This window comes from bacterium, assembly GCA_016124905.1.
Taxonomy (GTDB): domain Bacteria; phylum Pseudomonadota; class Alphaproteobacteria; order Rickettsiales; family RI-342; genus RI-342.
In genome coordinates this window covers 1-14,008 of the sequence record WGMV01000039.1, presented here as the reverse complement: position 1 = coordinate 14,008, position 14,008 = coordinate 1, and the positions used below count along the sequence as shown (strand labels likewise).

19 protein-coding genes and 1 pseudogene are annotated in these 14,008 nt (G+C 56.2%); 10 read left to right on the top strand and 10 right to left on the bottom strand.

The window, feature by feature from the left end; genetic code table 11:
- Positions 1 to 43: 43 nt before the first annotated feature.
- The 3 genes from GC177_09800 to GC177_09790 all read right to left on the bottom strand — a co-directional run bounded on the left by GC177_09800 (position 44) and on the right by GC177_09790 (position 1,517).
- Positions 44 to 184, bottom strand: a complete 141-nt coding sequence (locus tag GC177_09800; GenBank protein MBI1276246.1) for a hypothetical protein — start codon at positions 182 to 184, stop codon at positions 44 to 46.
- A 136-nt stretch (positions 185 to 320) separates the two neighbouring features.
- Complete coding sequence (locus GC177_09795) at positions 321 to 1,019, bottom strand: hypothetical protein (protein ID MBI1276245.1); 699 nt, start codon at positions 1,017 to 1,019, stop codon at positions 321 to 323.
- A gap of 54 nt (positions 1,020 to 1,073) precedes the next feature.
- A complete protein-coding gene (locus GC177_09790) occupies positions 1,074 to 1,517 on the bottom strand; it encodes a hypothetical protein (GenBank protein MBI1276244.1) in 444 nt (147 codons plus the stop codon).
- 192 nt (positions 1,518 to 1,709) lie between these two features.
- Between GC177_09790 and GC177_09785 the strand changes: the two genes are divergently transcribed.
- From GC177_09785 to GC177_09775, 3 genes are all read left to right on the top strand, one after another.
- A complete protein-coding gene (locus tag GC177_09785) occupies positions 1,710 to 2,000 on the top strand; it encodes a hypothetical protein (GenBank protein ID MBI1276243.1) in 291 nt (96 codons plus the stop codon).
- 25 nt (positions 2,001 to 2,025) lie between these two features.
- Positions 2,026 to 2,184 (top strand): DUF3309 family protein, encoded by a 159-nt coding sequence (locus tag GC177_09780; GenBank protein ID MBI1276242.1) that lies wholly within the window; start codon positions 2,026 to 2,028, stop codon positions 2,182 to 2,184.
- A 94-nt stretch (positions 2,185 to 2,278) separates the two neighbouring features.
- Positions 2,279 to 3,790, top strand: a complete 1,512-nt coding sequence (locus GC177_09775) for a phospholipase D family protein (GenBank protein ID MBI1276241.1) — start codon at positions 2,279 to 2,281, stop codon at positions 3,788 to 3,790.
- Here the strand turns inward: GC177_09775 and GC177_09770 are convergent.
- Both GC177_09770 and GC177_09765 read right to left on the bottom strand, forming a co-directional pair.
- Complete coding sequence (locus GC177_09770) at positions 3,787 to 4,800, bottom strand: alcohol dehydrogenase catalytic domain-containing protein (GenBank protein MBI1276240.1); 1,014 nt, start codon at positions 4,798 to 4,800, stop codon at positions 3,787 to 3,789. The genes GC177_09775 and GC177_09770 overlap by 4 nt on opposite strands.
- Positions 4,801 to 5,019: 219 nt before the next feature.
- On the bottom strand, positions 5,020 to 5,502 hold the full coding sequence (locus GC177_09765; protein MBI1276239.1) for a host attachment protein: 483 nt from the start codon (positions 5,500 to 5,502) through the stop codon (positions 5,020 to 5,022).
- A gap of 360 nt (positions 5,503 to 5,862) precedes the next feature.
- Here GC177_09765 and GC177_09760 point away from each other — a divergent pair, with 360 nt between their 5' ends.
- From GC177_09760 to GC177_09750, 3 genes are all read left to right on the top strand, one after another.
- On the top strand, positions 5,863 to 6,165 hold the full coding sequence (locus GC177_09760) for a helix-turn-helix domain-containing protein (GenBank protein MBI1276238.1): 303 nt from the start codon (positions 5,863 to 5,865) through the stop codon (positions 6,163 to 6,165).
- Positions 6,166 to 6,233: 68 nt separating this feature from the next.
- On the top strand, positions 6,234 to 6,743 hold the full coding sequence (locus GC177_09755; protein ID MBI1276237.1) for a DUF488 family protein: 510 nt from the start codon (positions 6,234 to 6,236) through the stop codon (positions 6,741 to 6,743).
- Complete coding sequence (locus tag GC177_09750; GenBank protein ID MBI1276236.1) at positions 6,730 to 7,494, top strand: hypothetical protein; 765 nt, start codon at positions 6,730 to 6,732, stop codon at positions 7,492 to 7,494. Before GC177_09755 ends, GC177_09750 begins: the two co-directional genes overlap by 14 nt.
- Before the next feature lie 7 nt (positions 7,495 to 7,501).
- Here GC177_09750 and greB read toward each other — a convergent pair whose 3' ends face one another.
- Both greB and GC177_09740 read right to left on the bottom strand, forming a co-directional pair.
- On the bottom strand, positions 7,502 to 8,050 hold the full coding sequence (greB, locus tag GC177_09745) for a transcription elongation factor GreB (protein ID MBI1276235.1): 549 nt from the start codon (positions 8,048 to 8,050) through the stop codon (positions 7,502 to 7,504).
- 12 nt (positions 8,051 to 8,062) lie between these two features.
- Positions 8,063 to 9,508: a hypothetical protein gene (locus tag GC177_09740; GenBank protein ID MBI1276234.1), complete on the bottom strand. Its 1,446-nt coding sequence runs from the start codon at positions 9,506 to 9,508 to the stop codon at positions 8,063 to 8,065.
- A 186-nt stretch (positions 9,509 to 9,694) separates the two neighbouring features.
- Between GC177_09740 and GC177_09735 the strand changes: the two are divergent.
- Together GC177_09735 and GC177_09730 are read left to right on the top strand one after the other, a co-directional pair.
- A pseudogene (locus GC177_09735) lies at positions 9,695 to 10,562 on the top strand (hypothetical protein).
- Between the two features lie 4 nt (positions 10,563 to 10,566).
- Complete coding sequence (locus tag GC177_09730) at positions 10,567 to 10,986, top strand: OsmC family peroxiredoxin (protein ID MBI1276233.1); 420 nt, start codon at positions 10,567 to 10,569, stop codon at positions 10,984 to 10,986.
- On the opposite strand, the gene GC177_09725 is transcribed toward GC177_09730, so the two are convergent.
- Together GC177_09725 and dctA are read right to left on the bottom strand one after the other, a co-directional pair.
- Complete coding sequence (locus tag GC177_09725; GenBank protein ID MBI1276232.1) at positions 10,983 to 11,342, bottom strand: DUF1428 family protein; 360 nt, start codon at positions 11,340 to 11,342, stop codon at positions 10,983 to 10,985. The two genes, GC177_09730 and GC177_09725, sit on opposite strands and share 4 nt — an antisense overlap.
- 10 nt (positions 11,343 to 11,352) lie before the next feature.
- Positions 11,353 to 12,687, bottom strand: a complete 1,335-nt coding sequence (gene dctA / locus GC177_09720; protein ID MBI1276231.1) for a C4-dicarboxylate transporter DctA — start codon at positions 12,685 to 12,687, stop codon at positions 11,353 to 11,355.
- A 110-nt stretch (positions 12,688 to 12,797) separates the two neighbouring features.
- On the opposite strand from dctA, the gene GC177_09715 reads away from it, so the two are divergent.
- On the top strand, positions 12,798 to 13,154 hold the full coding sequence (locus tag GC177_09715; protein ID MBI1276230.1) for a metalloregulator ArsR/SmtB family transcription factor: 357 nt from the start codon (positions 12,798 to 12,800) through the stop codon (positions 13,152 to 13,154).
- Complete coding sequence (locus tag GC177_09710) at positions 13,132 to 13,662, top strand: SRPBCC domain-containing protein (protein MBI1276229.1); 531 nt, start codon at positions 13,132 to 13,134, stop codon at positions 13,660 to 13,662. Before GC177_09715 ends, GC177_09710 begins: the two co-directional genes overlap by 23 nt.
- A gap of 132 nt (positions 13,663 to 13,794) precedes the next feature.
- Here the strand turns inward: GC177_09710 and GC177_09705 are convergent.
- Positions 13,795 to 14,008: ubiquinol oxidase subunit II (locus GC177_09705; GenBank protein MBI1276228.1), on the bottom strand; the 214-nt coding region annotated here is incomplete at its 5' end.

The window sequence follows — 14,008 nt, the reverse complement described above, 5'->3', positions numbered from 1 at the left end:
AGGGGCGGCCTTCTGACTGCATGAACGCAGCTAACAAACCATCCTAGCGGTTACCGCCGGAAGAAGCCTGGCCACCTTTACGGCCTGCTTCAGCGGCACGCTGCGGGTTGTTTTTGAAGTTACCCGGGTTTTTCGAGCCGGATTTCTGACCTTGTTTGCTGCTGTTGTTTTGAGTATTCGTCATAACAAGTCTCCGTTGATTGGGTTAATGCGAGCCGGCGTGACCGCCCCGCTGAAACCCTTATCCTCCGGCCTTCGGCAAAAATCCCTACGGGCCATTCCGCCGGAATATAAAACCATCCTAAAGAGACGCAAACCGATTACTGATTTCCTGCAACCCAGTTATTGGCGGACATGAAACGGTCATCCAGCGTAAAGCCGCCGGTGCAATATTTCTCGCACCCTTTTGTGACCGTCTGCACATTCACTTCACCGCTTTTGGCGTCATAATCGAAGGTAAAATCCACGCCGCAGCCATCCTTGCCCTGCCAGTGCGCATGGCGTTCCTTGTCAATGGTCGCCACGGGCATATCCTTATTTGAAAACGGCTCCTCCGCCTTTTTGGCAGGCATGCTGCAATACACCTTGCTGCTGTCATCCAGGCTGTAACGGCTGAGGGAGAAGGCAAATTGCTTGGCCGTATGGCGGGTGATGGTTAGTTGCGCCTCATCCGCCGTTTTATAATTGGCGGTATAATTTTCCTCATCATACGTTTGAAGATCCACCAGCTGCTGACGATAGTCCCGCTCCACATCCTGCGCCAGGCATGCCACATCGCAACGTTTGCGGATAATGGCCATCCAATCCTTCTGCTGCCCTTTGAAAGCGGCTTTATCGAACAGCAGCGCGAGCTTCGCCTTATAAGCATTGCTGACATCTTCATCGAGCTTGGAGAGCGACGGATTGGAGCAAATGAGTTTTTCCAGCGGATGCGAAGCCTTGGCGCAATTAAAGCTGGCGGCTTCCGCCGAGGCTGCGCCCATCACGCGCATGGCGGCCAGCGCAGTCATTTTCAGCATAAGCATCTCCCTGTTCCTGCGCGCCAGTCTGGCTTGCAGAAGGGGAGCTGTCAATTAAGACTTGGGCTGGTTCTTCACCGAGGCTTCCAGCATATTCATGGCATCGCTCAACTGCTTGGCCATGGGAATGGACTGGGTCACGAATTTCTGTGTTTCACCGCCACAGGGAAAGCGTTTTTCATCTTTCGCCGTTTCCTGCGATTTCTGGTCGATCTGGCTCAACACCGTCTCATCCATTTTTAAAACGGAGCGAAATTTGTCCATGCTGTTGATGCGGTCCGACTCGAATTGTTTTTTCTGCTCGCCCTGCAAATGGTGGCAGCGTTCATCAATGTAATGCGCACCGGTAATGCCGACATATTGCAGCATCATGGTCTGGATGATTTTTTTGGCCTGCTCCTGTTTGGAGGCAGCATCATCCGCCATGGCAGAAGGCGCCTGTGCCAGCAAGGTTGCAGCCAGTAACGCAGCACCGAACATATGCCCGAACCTTGCCATGAAAAGCTCCTGAAAGAGGGGGTTTTTCCCAATCTAGCGGCAAAGCCTTAATTTTTTACCACAACCGGCCAATACCGGCCCAAGCCCTTCTCCTTACTTGCTTTTTATAAAAAGCGGCTCCGCTCCATAGCGTTTTTTACTGCCGCTTGTGTCACTAGTACCTCATCAAGCAAGAACACAAGGATACACCCCATGTCGACCAAACTCATCACCGCCCTGGCATTCGCCGGCACCACGCTCATCCTGGTTGCATGCAGCAGCAACAACCACCCCCTGCCGCCAGAAGGCAAATACAAAAGCTATGAAAGCAGCACCGACGCCAACGGCACCACCTACACCACCGAAAAAACCACCAAAGTGGACCGCGATGACGATGGTGACAAAAAAGCCGTGGTGAAAACCAAAACCACCAAAGACCCCAAAGGCTGGTTTAACAAGGAAACCACCTCCGAAAGCAAAAAAGTGATCGAAGAAGATCGTTAGAAACAGCCGTTAAAGGAGCCCTGCCATGACGCTTTCCACCATCATCCTGATCATCCTGGTTTTGCTCCTCATTGGTGCATTGCCCACCTGGCCGCACAGCAGCAGCTGGGGTTACTACCCAAGTGGCGGCCTGGGCACCCTGGTGGTGATCCTCATCATCCTCATGCTGCTAGGCAAAATATAAACCGCAATCCACCCAACGAAAAATAAGAAACGTCCCCCGTCATAGCCTCACTGAAACAACGTTTTGGTGAGGCCTTTTTTTTAAACAGGTCACCATGAAAAAACATCTGCTCATCTGGCCCCTTTCCATAAGCGCCTTTGCCATGGCGGCCTGCGCCGCTCTGCCGGTTGGCTCGCAACCCGCACATCATGAGGAAACTTATGCGCTGCAACCCAACGGGCACAGTTCGCTTGATCGGTCCCTTTCGGCATTGGAAACGCGGCATCCCGGCAAATCCGGCTTTCGGCTGCTGCCACGCGGGGAAGAGGCCTTTCTCATGCGCATTGCCATGATCGAGGCTGCCGAACGCAGCGCCGACCTGCAATATTATAGCATTCAGAACGACCGCACCGGCAAAATGCTGCTGCAATCCCTCATCAAAGCGGCCGATCGCGGCGTGCGCGTGCGCCTGCTGGTGGATGACCTCAACCTCAATGGCGCAGACCGCACCATGCTGGCGCTAAACGGCCATAAAAACATTGAGATACGTGCCTTCAACCCCTTCGCCTCCGCCAACACCGACATGGGGCAGATGCTCCAGCGCATGCATAATAAAGCCTTCATCGTGGACAATGCGGTGGCCATCGCCGGCGGGCGCAACCTGGCGGATGAATATTTCGGCCTGGCCGACGGCTTTAACTTCGGCGACATGGACATCTTCACCGCCGGTCCCATCACCCGGCAGCTTTCCAAAAGCTTTGACGGCTACTGGAACAGCGAGCTTTCCTACCCCATTGCCGAACTCCACCCTCCCGCCCTGGCGGAAAAAGAACTGCAGGAGGAACGGCATAAACTGGAACAGTTCTGGAACGAGGAACGCGAACGCGGCGAACTGCGCAAACTCATTCCCCTGTCCACGCAACTGAAAAAGCGCAACATCCGGCTTCATTGGGCCAAAGCCGAGCTTGCCGCCGATGAGCCGGAAAAGGTGATGTACGATAACGACGACGCACCCGCCCAGTCCGTCAGCAAACCTGCCAAAGCGCTTGCCAAAACGGCTAACGCCTCGCAGCGTGAGCTGCTTATCATCAGCTCCTACTTCATCCCGCGGGAGCAGGGTGTTGCCTGGCTGAAGCGCCTGAGCGATCGCGGCGTGAACGTGCGCATCCTCACCAACTCACTGGCTTCGACGGATGTCGTCGCGGCCTATTCCGGCTTTGCGCCCTATCGCGAGGCTTTGCTGAAAAACGGCGCAATGCTGTATGAAGCCAAGCCCTATTTCCCCACGCACAGGGAGCATAAAAAGCGCCCTCTCTCGCTGCATACCAAGCTCTATGTGGCCGACCGCAAGGACCTGATGATCGGCTCCTTCAATTTCGACCCCCGCTCCGTTCGCCATAACACCGAGATGCTGCTCATCATCCACAGCCCTGAACTGGCGACCGAAATCGCGGACATGTTCAACACCACCCTGGCGCGCAACAGCTACCAGGTAACACTGAACAACGGCGAACTGACCTGGAAGGACATGGCCACGGGCAAACTCTATGACGACGAGCCGGAGGCCGGTTTCTGGCGCAGCGTCAAATCCGGCCTCTATTCCGTCCTGCCGGAAGACCAGCTCTAGAAATCCGCATCCAGCACAATGCGATAACGTGCCTTGCCGGATTTCAGATGCTCGAACGCCTCATTCACCCGGCTCATGGGGAAATGCTCCGTATCCGGCGCAATCTGGTGACGCGCGGCAAATTCCAGCATCGTCGCCATGTTGGAGGGGGATCCGGTCGGCGAGCCGGAAATGGACTTCTGCCCGCCGATGAGCGTGAAGGCGCTCACCTGCACGGGGTCGAGCACCGCGCCCACCACATGCAGCGCGCCTTTGGGCGCGAGCGTGCCCATCACCGCCTCCCAGTCCAGCGGCACGTTCACCGTGTCGATGATAAGGTCGAGCGAGCCTTTCGCCGCCGCCATGCCATTGCTGTCGCGGCTGGAAAGCACGCGATGCGCGCCAAGCCGCTTGGCCTCGTCGCGTTTGCTGTCACTGGAGGTGAAGGCCGTCACCTCGCAGCCCCAGGCATTCAGGAATTTCAGCGCCATATGCCCCAGCCCGCCGATGCCGATCACCCCCACGCGCTGCGTGGGGCGGATGTCGTGCAGCAGCAGCGGCGCGAACACCGTGATGCCGCCGCATAGCAGCGGCCCGGCCTTCTTCGCATCCAATGAATCGGGGATGGGCAGCGCCCAGGTCCAGTGCGCACGCAGACGCTCGGCGAACCCGCCATGATGCGCCACGATGGTGGCCTGCACCTCGTTGCACAGATGCTGCTCACCGCCCACGCAGCTTCGGCAATGCGTGCAACTGGACACATTCCAGCCGATGCCGACCCGCTGCCCCACCTTCAGCCCCTTGGCATGTTTGCCCAGCGCCACCACGCGGCCGATCACCTCATGCCCCGGCACCAGCGGATACTGCGCCATGCCCCACTCATTCTCCACCATCGAAAGGTCCGAATGGCAGATGCCGCAGCTTTCCACCGCCACTTCCACCTCATCCGGCCCGATCTCGCCCATGTCATAGTGATAAGGCTCCAAAGCCTTCCCAGGCGCGGTCGCCGCCCATGCGCGGATGGTGGTCATGCGTATGCTCCATGTTGGAATGATGCCTATCTTTTAGAGCAACGCTCCATCCCTCTCAACCGCCATCGTCACTTCATCACGTCATCGCGAGCGAACAACGTGAGCGTGGCGATCCAGCACGCCAACATACCATTCCGCTAATCGTCAAGCATGCACCCCTCTCACATTTACCCCTCTCCCTTTCAAGGGAGAGGGCCGCGGTGAGGGTCCCTTCCTTCACTACCGCCGCTTCAAATACTGCTCCCTCGCCGGATCATAGCTCACCTCGCGGTAATCGATGATGATGGCCAGCTGCTGCGAAAGCTCGTGAGGGCTGGCATGGGTCAGGTCCTTGCTGAGTTCGGCGATGATCTTGCTGCTCACCTTCTGGCTCATGCATTTGCGAAGGTCGCCCAGCGCCTTGGCGGGCGCGGCGATCACCAGCATGTCATACTGGCTGCATTGCTCGTCCAGCATGTCGGCCACCTGCTTGGCGAAGGCATGCTTGGCGAAGCGGTGGGGGTCCGTTTCATCCATCGCCGAGCGCCCGCTCCCCACGCTGGAAAAAGCCCTGCCCGGCCTGTCGGAAGCAATCTCGCGCGAGGGCCGGTGGGCATCCACCGACATCAATCCCTCAATCTCGCGCAATCCATGATGTTTTCCTTCCATCACAAACACGCGCGCCATGCCGCCATCGGCGGCTACAACCCAAATAACGGCCATAGGTTCCTCCTGTTGCGGGTATCGCCCCTATCCTGCGCCCGAAGGCATAAAACCTCCATGCGAAACACCCACCCCCAAACCATCCACCTGAAAAACCATCATTTTCGTCATTCCAGCGAAGGCTGGAATCCACCCTTGCGGCCCATCCCCCCAACCTGCTACATTGCCCGTGGCGATTAGAACCCGCCAACTCAGCCGTTTCCCACTCACGACAGAGTGGATTTTTTGCGTCCGCATTCCAGCAATGCCGGGCACAATCTCTCTGTCGGGATGGTGGTGGAATAAAATACCCGCAAGGGAAATACATCACACACGTGTTGAGCGTGGGTTCTAACTCCCGATACCAGAGAGGAGAACCCCATGCAAAACGACCTGCTATCCATCCTGCCCTTCTGCCACCCGCACGAAGCCCCTCAACCGCAGCCCACATCCAAACCAGAGCCCCTCACCTACCGCCAGCAACTCCGCCAGCTACGCCGCACCATCGGCCAGAACATCCACCAGGCCCGCACCCAAAAACGCCTAACCCTCCGCCAACTCTCCCGCGCCACCGGCATCCCGGAACACAAGCTGGATCAATATGAATTGGGGAAGAATGAGATTTCGATTGAGGAGCTTATAAGCATTGAACATCACCTTCACAGCAGATCATACTGCCATTAGTAGACAATAAACGAACTTTTGCTACTATATCTAGCGATAAGGTGTATAACGCCATTGGGAGATATGCCATGGTAAACAAGCTATACACGATAGGTTATGAGAATGCAGATATTGCTGACTTCATTGAAACCTTGAAGTCAGTGGGTATTGAAAAAATTATAGATGTTAGAGAATACCCTTTATCTCGACGTAAAGGATTCTCAAAAAATGTACTTTCTGCATTATTAAGTAAAAATGGAATTTCATACATTCATCTAAAGGGATTAGGCGACCCAAAACCAGGTCGAGAGGCAGCACGAGCTGGTAACTATAAGAAGTTTCGACAAATTTTTAATGCCCACATGCAAACAGAAGAGGCATGTCTTGATTTAGAAAGTGCCATCACATTGGCCGTGCAAAGCACTTGTTGCTTATTATGTTACGAAAGAAAGCCTCAAGAATGTCACAGGACAATAATTGCTGCAGAAATAGCTAAAAATACAGGTTTAGATATACAAGCTATTGGTGTAAGCATGGGAATAAGTAAACAGATGCAATCTAAAACGCACCAAAATGACACCTATCATGCATGGAATTGATGGCACAGCAGAAGCCATTATTTTAGTAAAAGCCTCTCCGCAAATAAGTAGCAAATATGGAGAAACAGTTTGCTGCGCAGGCATAACCCTTTCTGGAGAATGGGTTAGACTGTATCCTGTAACATTTCGAAAATTAGAAGATGTACAGCAATTTGGTCGTTGGGATTTAATACGGTTTCGCTGGAGAAAACCTAAAAATGATCCTAGGCCGGAAAGCCTTCATGTTGATCAGCAATCTATTGAAGTTGTCGGTGAGATTCCCAAAAGTGAGCGCCAATCATTATTAGCAAAATTTGAAGTCAGCGGTATAGATAAAGTAGCTGCAGATGGCAAAAGCCTTGCATTACTTCGACCACAAAATCCAAAATTTATTATTGAAAGAAAAACCTCTGATGAAGTTGATAGAGAGCGTGCCGGTTATTCAGCAATATTAAAACAGCAGGATCTATTTTACAAAGGCGATATTTCTCCTCTAGAACCATGTCCCTATAGATTTAAATATCGCTATCAGACCAATGACGGAGAAAGATTTGGGACATGCCAGGATTGGGAAACTGACGCAACATTCTTTCATTGGAAGAAACGTTATGGAGAAGAGCAAACTTTAGAGCAAATGCAAAGAGTTTTTGGTGAAGAGTTCCCTAAGAAAGGAATGGTATTCGCCATGGGAACACATTCTTTATACCCAGATACATGGCTTATAAATGGCATTATCCGTATGGATGAAATTATACAAATGTCCTTATTTTAGTTTATCATTATTCATAGCATAGGCTCAAAACCTCAATCATCTCAACCCCACCCGGCGTCCGCAACTCCACCATATCCCCCACTCCCGCCTTCAGCAGCGCACGTGCCACAGGTGAAATCCAGCTGATCTTGCCCAGGTTCAAATCCGCCTCGTCTATGCCGACCAGCGTTACCGTCACTTCGCTGTCATCCTCCCGCGCATAGGTCACGGTGGCGCCGAAAAACACCTGCTTCAGCCCCTGCTGCTTGGCGGGGTCGACGATTTCCGCATTGTCCAGGCGTTTGAGGATGTAGCGGATGCGCTTGTCGATCTCCCGCAGGCGTTTTTTGCCATAGATGTAATCGCCATTCTCCGAACGGTCGCCATTGCCCGCCGCCCAGCTGACGATCTGCACCACCTTGGGCCGCTCCTCCCGCTGCAATTGCTGCAGTTCCGCCTGCAACCGGGCATAGCCCGTCGGCGTCATGTAATTCTTCACATGCGCAGGCAGGGATTCCGGCTCGTCGGGGCCGTCATCATCCTCATTATCCGTTTCTTTGGTGAATGCCTTGCTCATATCGCCGCCTTATTAGACAGCCATACTATGCGCACCTGTACGTTCCGTTTCAAGATGCGTGTTGGGGGCGATCAAATCCGCCTGCGCGGCCGTCACGCTGCGCCCGGCGTCGGCGGCCAGCTGCGCGGGGTTATCCAGCACCAGCGGCTGTGCGACAAACCGCGCGGCATCATTCGCTGCCACCAGCTGCGCACCGGAAAGATCAATGCCGTGATACTGCTGAAGACCATCCGCCAGCTGGCTGTATACCGTGCCGAACTCCAGGTGCTTTTCCTTGAAATGCTCCACGATGGAAGCCGCCGCATCCGCCACCAGCTGCGGCAGCCTGTCGCGCGGCATCCTGGCCAGCCCGTCGGTCATATGGGCGTTCAACTCCTCCATATCCACTACCTTGGTGCCGAAGGGTGCGAAATAGCGAATACCCTGCGCCAGCGTGAACAGCATGCCGCCCACCCCGCCCAGCACGTCGGGATATTCCTTCCCATCCTTGCTGAACTTGATTTTACGGCGGGTAAAGCCGTTCAGCGCAATGCTGAATGCCGCAAATCCCTCGATCACCGAACTCAGGCGAAACACCACCTTCTCGCGGATCGTATCCAGCAACGTATGAGGCGTGGGATCGTAAGGATCGGGGATTTTGGATGTCAGCGCGATGCTTTTGCCCACCAGATAGGCCATGCCCGCCTGATGACTCAGCGCATCCTTGTTTTTGCCCGCCTGATAGGCACCAAGCAGGTTTCCGTGCGCCAGCTTGTCCGCGCTCTCACGCCAATTCTTGACCGGAAATGCCAGCGCGAAGGCGCCGAAATAGCGCAGGCCGATCTCCCCGATGCGCACCGAATTGCGGCGGATGAAATCCTGCCCCTGCTCCACCAGCCCCTTGCGCGGATCATTCGCATGGCGCAGCGCCGCGCGGCTGTCATCGGGCGAAGGCAGGCTCTCCCCCTGTGGCAGATAGGCCTGCATCTGGGCGTTGAAATGCTCTTTCAAAAAACGCAGCTGATGAACATCCTGCGCCTTCTCCGCCCCAAAAACAATGTTGGTGCCGTTGGCCATCAGGTTGGAGACCGCGAAGATCGCCGTCGGCGCATCAATGCCCTTGGCGGAGAATTTAGCCGATGCCAGCTGCAGCGACTGCCCCACGATGCTCAGCTTGCCGCGCCATTTCCATGGCTCGAACCCCTGCGGCTCCGGCGCGGGCGGCGCAAAATGCCCGCCCAGCATGTTCAGCAGCCCGTCCTGCGAAAGCGGCCCGCGCGTCACCAGCACCGCATGGCCGTCCAGCATGGTTTGCGTCACCACCGTCTGGCCGATGCCCTTGCTGGAAAGCAGCTGCTTAACCGCCACTTCATCCGCCCCCGTGGCCAGATGGATATAGGCCGCATTGCCCTGTGCCGAAGGGGAAAACTCCACCTTCGCCACGCCCGAATCAGGGTTGCTGGACAGGAACATCACCATGCGGAAACGGTTAAACCTCTGTTTAGAATAACTTTAATTGCCTTGATCGGCATATTGTTCTGTTTGCGGGACGATACTAATGATTATGCGGGTTCTGGCAAGAAAAACCGCACGTTGCGCCGCAGCAAATCATCCCGGCATTGAGCGAGCCCTGCCCCGACTGTACAACCGGCACAGGGGGATACCATGAGCCTGACCGACATTATCATCGAACCGCGCGACAAAGACCTGGGCGGCTTCACCGTGCGGCGCATCCTGCCCTTTGCCAAACGGCGGATGGTCGGCCCCTTCATCTTCGTGGACGAGATGGGCCCGGCGCATTTCGCCGTTGGCAGCGGCATCGACGTACGCCCACACCCGCATATCGGCCTGGCCACCGTCACGTACCTTTTCTCGGGCTCCATCTTTCACCGCGATACCCTGGGCTCCGCCCAGTCCATCACCCCCGGCGCGGTAAACTGGATGACCGCCGGGCGCGGCATTGCCCATTCCGAACGCACGGCAATGGAAACCCGCACCCACGGGCACGATATCCACGGCCTGCAAACCTGGGTGGCCCTGCCGCGCGAGGCAGAGGAATGCGCGCCGGAATTTTTCCATCACCCCGGCTCCGCCCTGCCGGAAATGGACCTGCCCGGCGTGAAGTTGAAACTCATTGCCGGGCGTGCCTATGGCCACGAATCCCCCGTGAAACTCTACAGCCCGCTTTTTTATATCGAAGCCCACATGCAGCCCGGCAGCAGGCTCACCCTGCCCAATGATGATGCCGAACGCGCCATCTACGTGATGCAGGGCGAGCTTCGCGCCGGTGACACACATCAAACCGCGCACCATGCCCGTGTTCTCAACGGGTGAAACCATCACCCTGCAAGCCCAAACCCCTGCGCACATCATGCTGCTGGGCGGAGCCCCCCTGAGCGAGCCGCGCTTCATCTGGTGGAATTTCGTCTCCAGCAGCGAGGAGCGCATCGCCCAGGCGAAAGAAGACTGGGTCGCCCAGCGCTTCGGCACCATCCCGGGTGACGACAAGGAATTTATCCCCCTGCCGGAGTAACCCCATGGCCACCGACGCCCCCACCACCGCCACCATCAAGGAAAACGGCAAAAGCGCCTTCGCCGTGGATATAGACGTCTCCGGTTTTACCATCCTTGGGGACGAGCCGGAGGATGCGGGCGGCGGCAATCTCGGCCCTGCGCCGTATGACCTGCTGACCGCGGCACTGGGCGAATGCACCGCCATGACCGTGCGCTGGTATGCCCGCCAGCAGAACTGGCCGCTGGAGAGTGTGGAAGTCGCCCTCACCCACGAAAAAGTGAGCGCAAACGGAAGCCCCCGCAAAACGGACCATTTCACCAAAACCATCACCATCCATGGCGATAGTTTAACGGCAGAGCAAAATAAAAAGCTGATCGAGATCGCCGCCAAATGTCCTGTCCAGCGCACGCTGGAAGGCACCCCGGTGATCGAGACGCGTTAGGCGGCAACCAGCGTCTTGAACCCGCCATACCCCATGCGCGCGCAATCGAACGGCAGGTTGGCCGCGTCGCAGTGTTCATTCATGCGCGGGTCTGCCATCACCTTGGCATTCACCTCATCCCGATGCTCGCGGGATTTATACGTAATCCAGGCGAACACCACCGTTTCATCCGGCGTGGCATGGGCCAGTTCTGGAAATTTCACGCCGAATGCAGGGTTCATGTCCTCGCCCACGCATTCGCGATATTCCAGCGCGCCATGCTCGCGCCAGATCTTGGCGGCCTTCTCGGCAAGCGCCTTATAGTCATCCAGCCTGTCCGTTGGCACGGGCAGCACAAAACCATCCACATAGGTCATAACGCATCTCCTATTTTTTGGTACGGGCCTTAGTCCTACGCTTCTCAGCGGGAATGGCAAGCAGATCGTCCCCGCCCTTATCCAGCTTGCCCGCCAGCACCGCTTTGGCATGCGGCAGGTCCAGCGCCTTCTGCCAGCGGGCGATCACGATGGTGGCCACGCAATTGCCCACCACATTGGTCAAGGCCCGCCCTTCGGACATGAAACGGTCCACCCCGAGGATGATCGTCACCGCCGCCACGGGCAGCACATGCACCGCATCCAGCGTGCCCGTCAGCACCACAAAGCCGGAGCCCGTCACGCCCGCCGCGCCCTTGGACGTCACCAGCAGCACCGCCAGGATGCTCAGTTGCGTCTCAAGGCTGAGGTCCATGCCGATGGCGTGCGAGATGAAGAGGATCGCCAGCGTGAAATAGATCGATGTGCCGTCCAGGTTGAAGGAATAACCGGTCGGCACCACCATCCCCACCACCTGCCGCGCACAGCCTAGCCGCTCCAGCTTATCCAGCAGGCGCGGCAGCACCGTTTCCGATGATGAAGTGCCGAGCACGATCAGCAACTCGCCCTTGATGTAATTCAGCAGCTGAAAAATGCTCAGACCAGTCGCCAGCTTCAACACCAGCCCCAGCACCAGCAGCACGAACAGGATGCAGGTGCCGTAGAACAGCAGCACGAAGCCGATCAGATCGGCCAATGTCCCGATCCCGTATTTGCCGATGGTGAAGGCCATCGCGCCGAATGCCCCCATCGGCGCCAGCTTCATCACGATGCCTACAATGCGGAAAAACACCTGGGAGAAAGACTCGATCGCCTTGATCACCGGTTTCGCCGTTTCCCCCATGCCCAGCATCGCCCAGGCAAACAGGATGGCCGTCAGCAGCGTCTGCAGCAGATTGCCCTCCGTCACCCCGTCCAGGAAACTGTGCGGCACCGTGCCCAGGATGAAATCCATGAACCCGTGCCCGCCCTCCGCTTTCGCCTGCGGCGAATAGCCGGGAATGGATGAGACATCCAGACTCGCGGGATCGATGCCCATCCCATGCCCCATGCCGCTGAGATTACCCACCAGCAATCCGATCACCAGTGCCAGCGTGGTGATGAGCTCGAAATAGATCAGCGCCTTGATGCCGAGGATACCCGCCTGCTTCATGTCGCCCATATGCACGATGCCCGTCACCACCGTGCAGAAAATAATGGGCGCAATGAGCATTTTGATAAGGCTGATAAACAGCGTGCCAAGCGGCTGCATCTTCACCGCCCATTCGGGCGAAACCGCCCCCAGCGCGATGCCGAGCGCAATCCCAACCAGCACCTGCACATAAAGGTGCGTCGCCTTGTTTACCATGCCTGCCTGCTTTCATTGTTGTTGCCATCCTTTAGCAGAAAACCCCTGCCCCATGCAAAGCCGCATAATTTTAGAATTGACTTAATTAAGCGAACACTTATCATAAAACCATGATGATATTCACCGCCCTTGCCGACCCGACGAGACTGCGCATTGTGGAAATGCTTGCTACCGGCGGACGCATGCCCGCCAGCCGCATCAGCAGCCAGTTTCGCGTCAGCGCACCTGCCATTTCGCAGCACCTGAAAGTGCTGCGCGAGGCCAGACTGGTGAAGATGGAGGTCAAAGCGCAACAGCGCATATACGAAATCAACCCCGAAGGGCTTTCCGATATCGAACATTGGATATCGAAAATGAAACAACAGTGGGAGGAGCGCTTCGATGCGCTCGACGCCCTGTTGAAGGAAGAAATGAAACAGAAGAAACAACCACCAAGGAGCCACCATGACGTCCCTCGCCAACCCTGAAAATTACACTTTCACCATCTCCCGCACCTTCGATGCGCCATTGAACCTGGTTTGGCAGGCATGGACGGAGAATGAGAAACTGCAGAAATGGTTCGGCCCCAAATCCTGCCCGATTTTCTACAGCAAGCTGGATTTCCGCGAGGGCGGCTATTTCCATTACGGCCTGCGCATTCCGGGCGCCAACGACATGTGGGGCAAATGGACCTTCCGCAGCATTTCCCCGCAGCAAAGCATTGAGTTCATCTTCGGCTTCAGCGACGAGACAGGCGAAAAGCTCACGCGTCATCCCTTCCATCAGGGTTGGCCCATGCAGATGCGTTCCGTCATCACTTTCAAGTCATTCGGCGATAAAACGGAAGTGATCGTGAGCTGGAATGCCCACGATGCCACAGAATCCGAGCAGCAGGTATTCTTGGAAAACGCACCGTCCATGCAGCAGGGCTGGACCGGCACCTTCGAGCAGCTTGAGCAATATTTGCCAAGCCTCACCCAGGGAAAAGCCGCCTAACCCATCGCCCGGATAAGCAGCTTGATCGGATAACTCATCGCAACAACCGCGAACAAGCCACTGAACCATAACAGGAAAAACCAGCACCACTCCCTGACTTTCTTGTGGTGGTTCAGCCAGTTTGCCACGCGCTCAATACATGTGTTCATGGCTGCTTTTTCCACGGAAGATGTAATAGCAATAGGCCGTGTAACCCAAAATCAGCGGCAGCAGCGGCACCACCCCAACCAGCATCAGGGACAGCCCCGGGCCTGAAGCCGCTGCCTCGTGCAGCGTGTAACGGAACGGAACGATCCAGGGATAAATGCTCAAACCCAGCCCCAGATAGCACATCAGAAAAATGCCG

Excerpts from the sequence above, each read along its gene's own strand:
- GC177_09715 (MBI1276230.1), top strand. The coding sequence starts at position 12,798 with ATGATGATATTCACCGCCCTTGCCGACCCGACGAGACTGCGCATTGTG.
- GC177_09770 (MBI1276240.1), bottom strand. The coding sequence starts at position 4,800 with ATGACCACCATCCGCGCATGGGCGGCGACCGCGCCTGGGAAGGCTTTG.
- GC177_09775 (MBI1276241.1), top strand. The coding sequence starts at position 2,279 with ATGAAAAAACATCTGCTCATCTGGCCCCTTTCCATAAGCGCCTTTGCC.
- dctA (MBI1276231.1), bottom strand. The coding sequence starts at position 12,687 with ATGGTAAACAAGGCGACGCACCTTTATGTGCAGGTGCTGGTTGGGATT.
- GC177_09750 (MBI1276236.1), top strand. The coding sequence starts at position 6,730 with ATGCATGGAATTGATGGCACAGCAGAAGCCATTATTTTAGTAAAAGCC.
- greB (MBI1276235.1), bottom strand. The coding sequence starts at position 8,050 with ATGAGCAAGGCATTCACCAAAGAAACGGATAATGAGGATGATGACGGC.
- GC177_09790 (MBI1276244.1), bottom strand. The coding sequence starts at position 1,517 with ATGGCAAGGTTCGGGCATATGTTCGGTGCTGCGTTACTGGCTGCAACC.
- GC177_09765 (MBI1276239.1), bottom strand. The coding sequence starts at position 5,502 with ATGGCCGTTATTTGGGTTGTAGCCGCCGATGGCGGCATGGCGCGCGTG.
- GC177_09740 (MBI1276234.1), bottom strand. The coding sequence starts at position 9,508 with ATGGTGATGTTCCTGTCCAGCAACCCTGATTCGGGCGTGGCGAAGGTG.
- GC177_09725 (MBI1276232.1), bottom strand. The coding sequence starts at position 11,342 with ATGACCTATGTGGATGGTTTTGTGCTGCCCGTGCCAACGGACAGGCTG.
- GC177_09780 (MBI1276242.1), top strand. The coding sequence starts at position 2,026 with ATGACGCTTTCCACCATCATCCTGATCATCCTGGTTTTGCTCCTCATT.
- GC177_09800 (MBI1276246.1), bottom strand. The coding sequence starts at position 184 with ATGACGAATACTCAAAACAACAGCAGCAAACAAGGTCAGAAATCCGGC.
- GC177_09710 (MBI1276229.1), top strand. The coding sequence starts at position 13,132 with ATGACGTCCCTCGCCAACCCTGAAAATTACACTTTCACCATCTCCCGC.
- GC177_09755 (MBI1276237.1), top strand. The coding sequence starts at position 6,234 with ATGGTAAACAAGCTATACACGATAGGTTATGAGAATGCAGATATTGCT.
- GC177_09785 (MBI1276243.1), top strand. The coding sequence starts at position 1,710 with ATGTCGACCAAACTCATCACCGCCCTGGCATTCGCCGGCACCACGCTC.
- GC177_09730 (MBI1276233.1), top strand. The coding sequence starts at position 10,567 with ATGGCCACCGACGCCCCCACCACCGCCACCATCAAGGAAAACGGCAAA.
- GC177_09760 (MBI1276238.1), top strand. The coding sequence starts at position 5,863 with ATGCAAAACGACCTGCTATCCATCCTGCCCTTCTGCCACCCGCACGAA.
- GC177_09795 (MBI1276245.1), bottom strand. The coding sequence starts at position 1,019 with ATGCTGAAAATGACTGCGCTGGCCGCCATGCGCGTGATGGGCGCAGCC.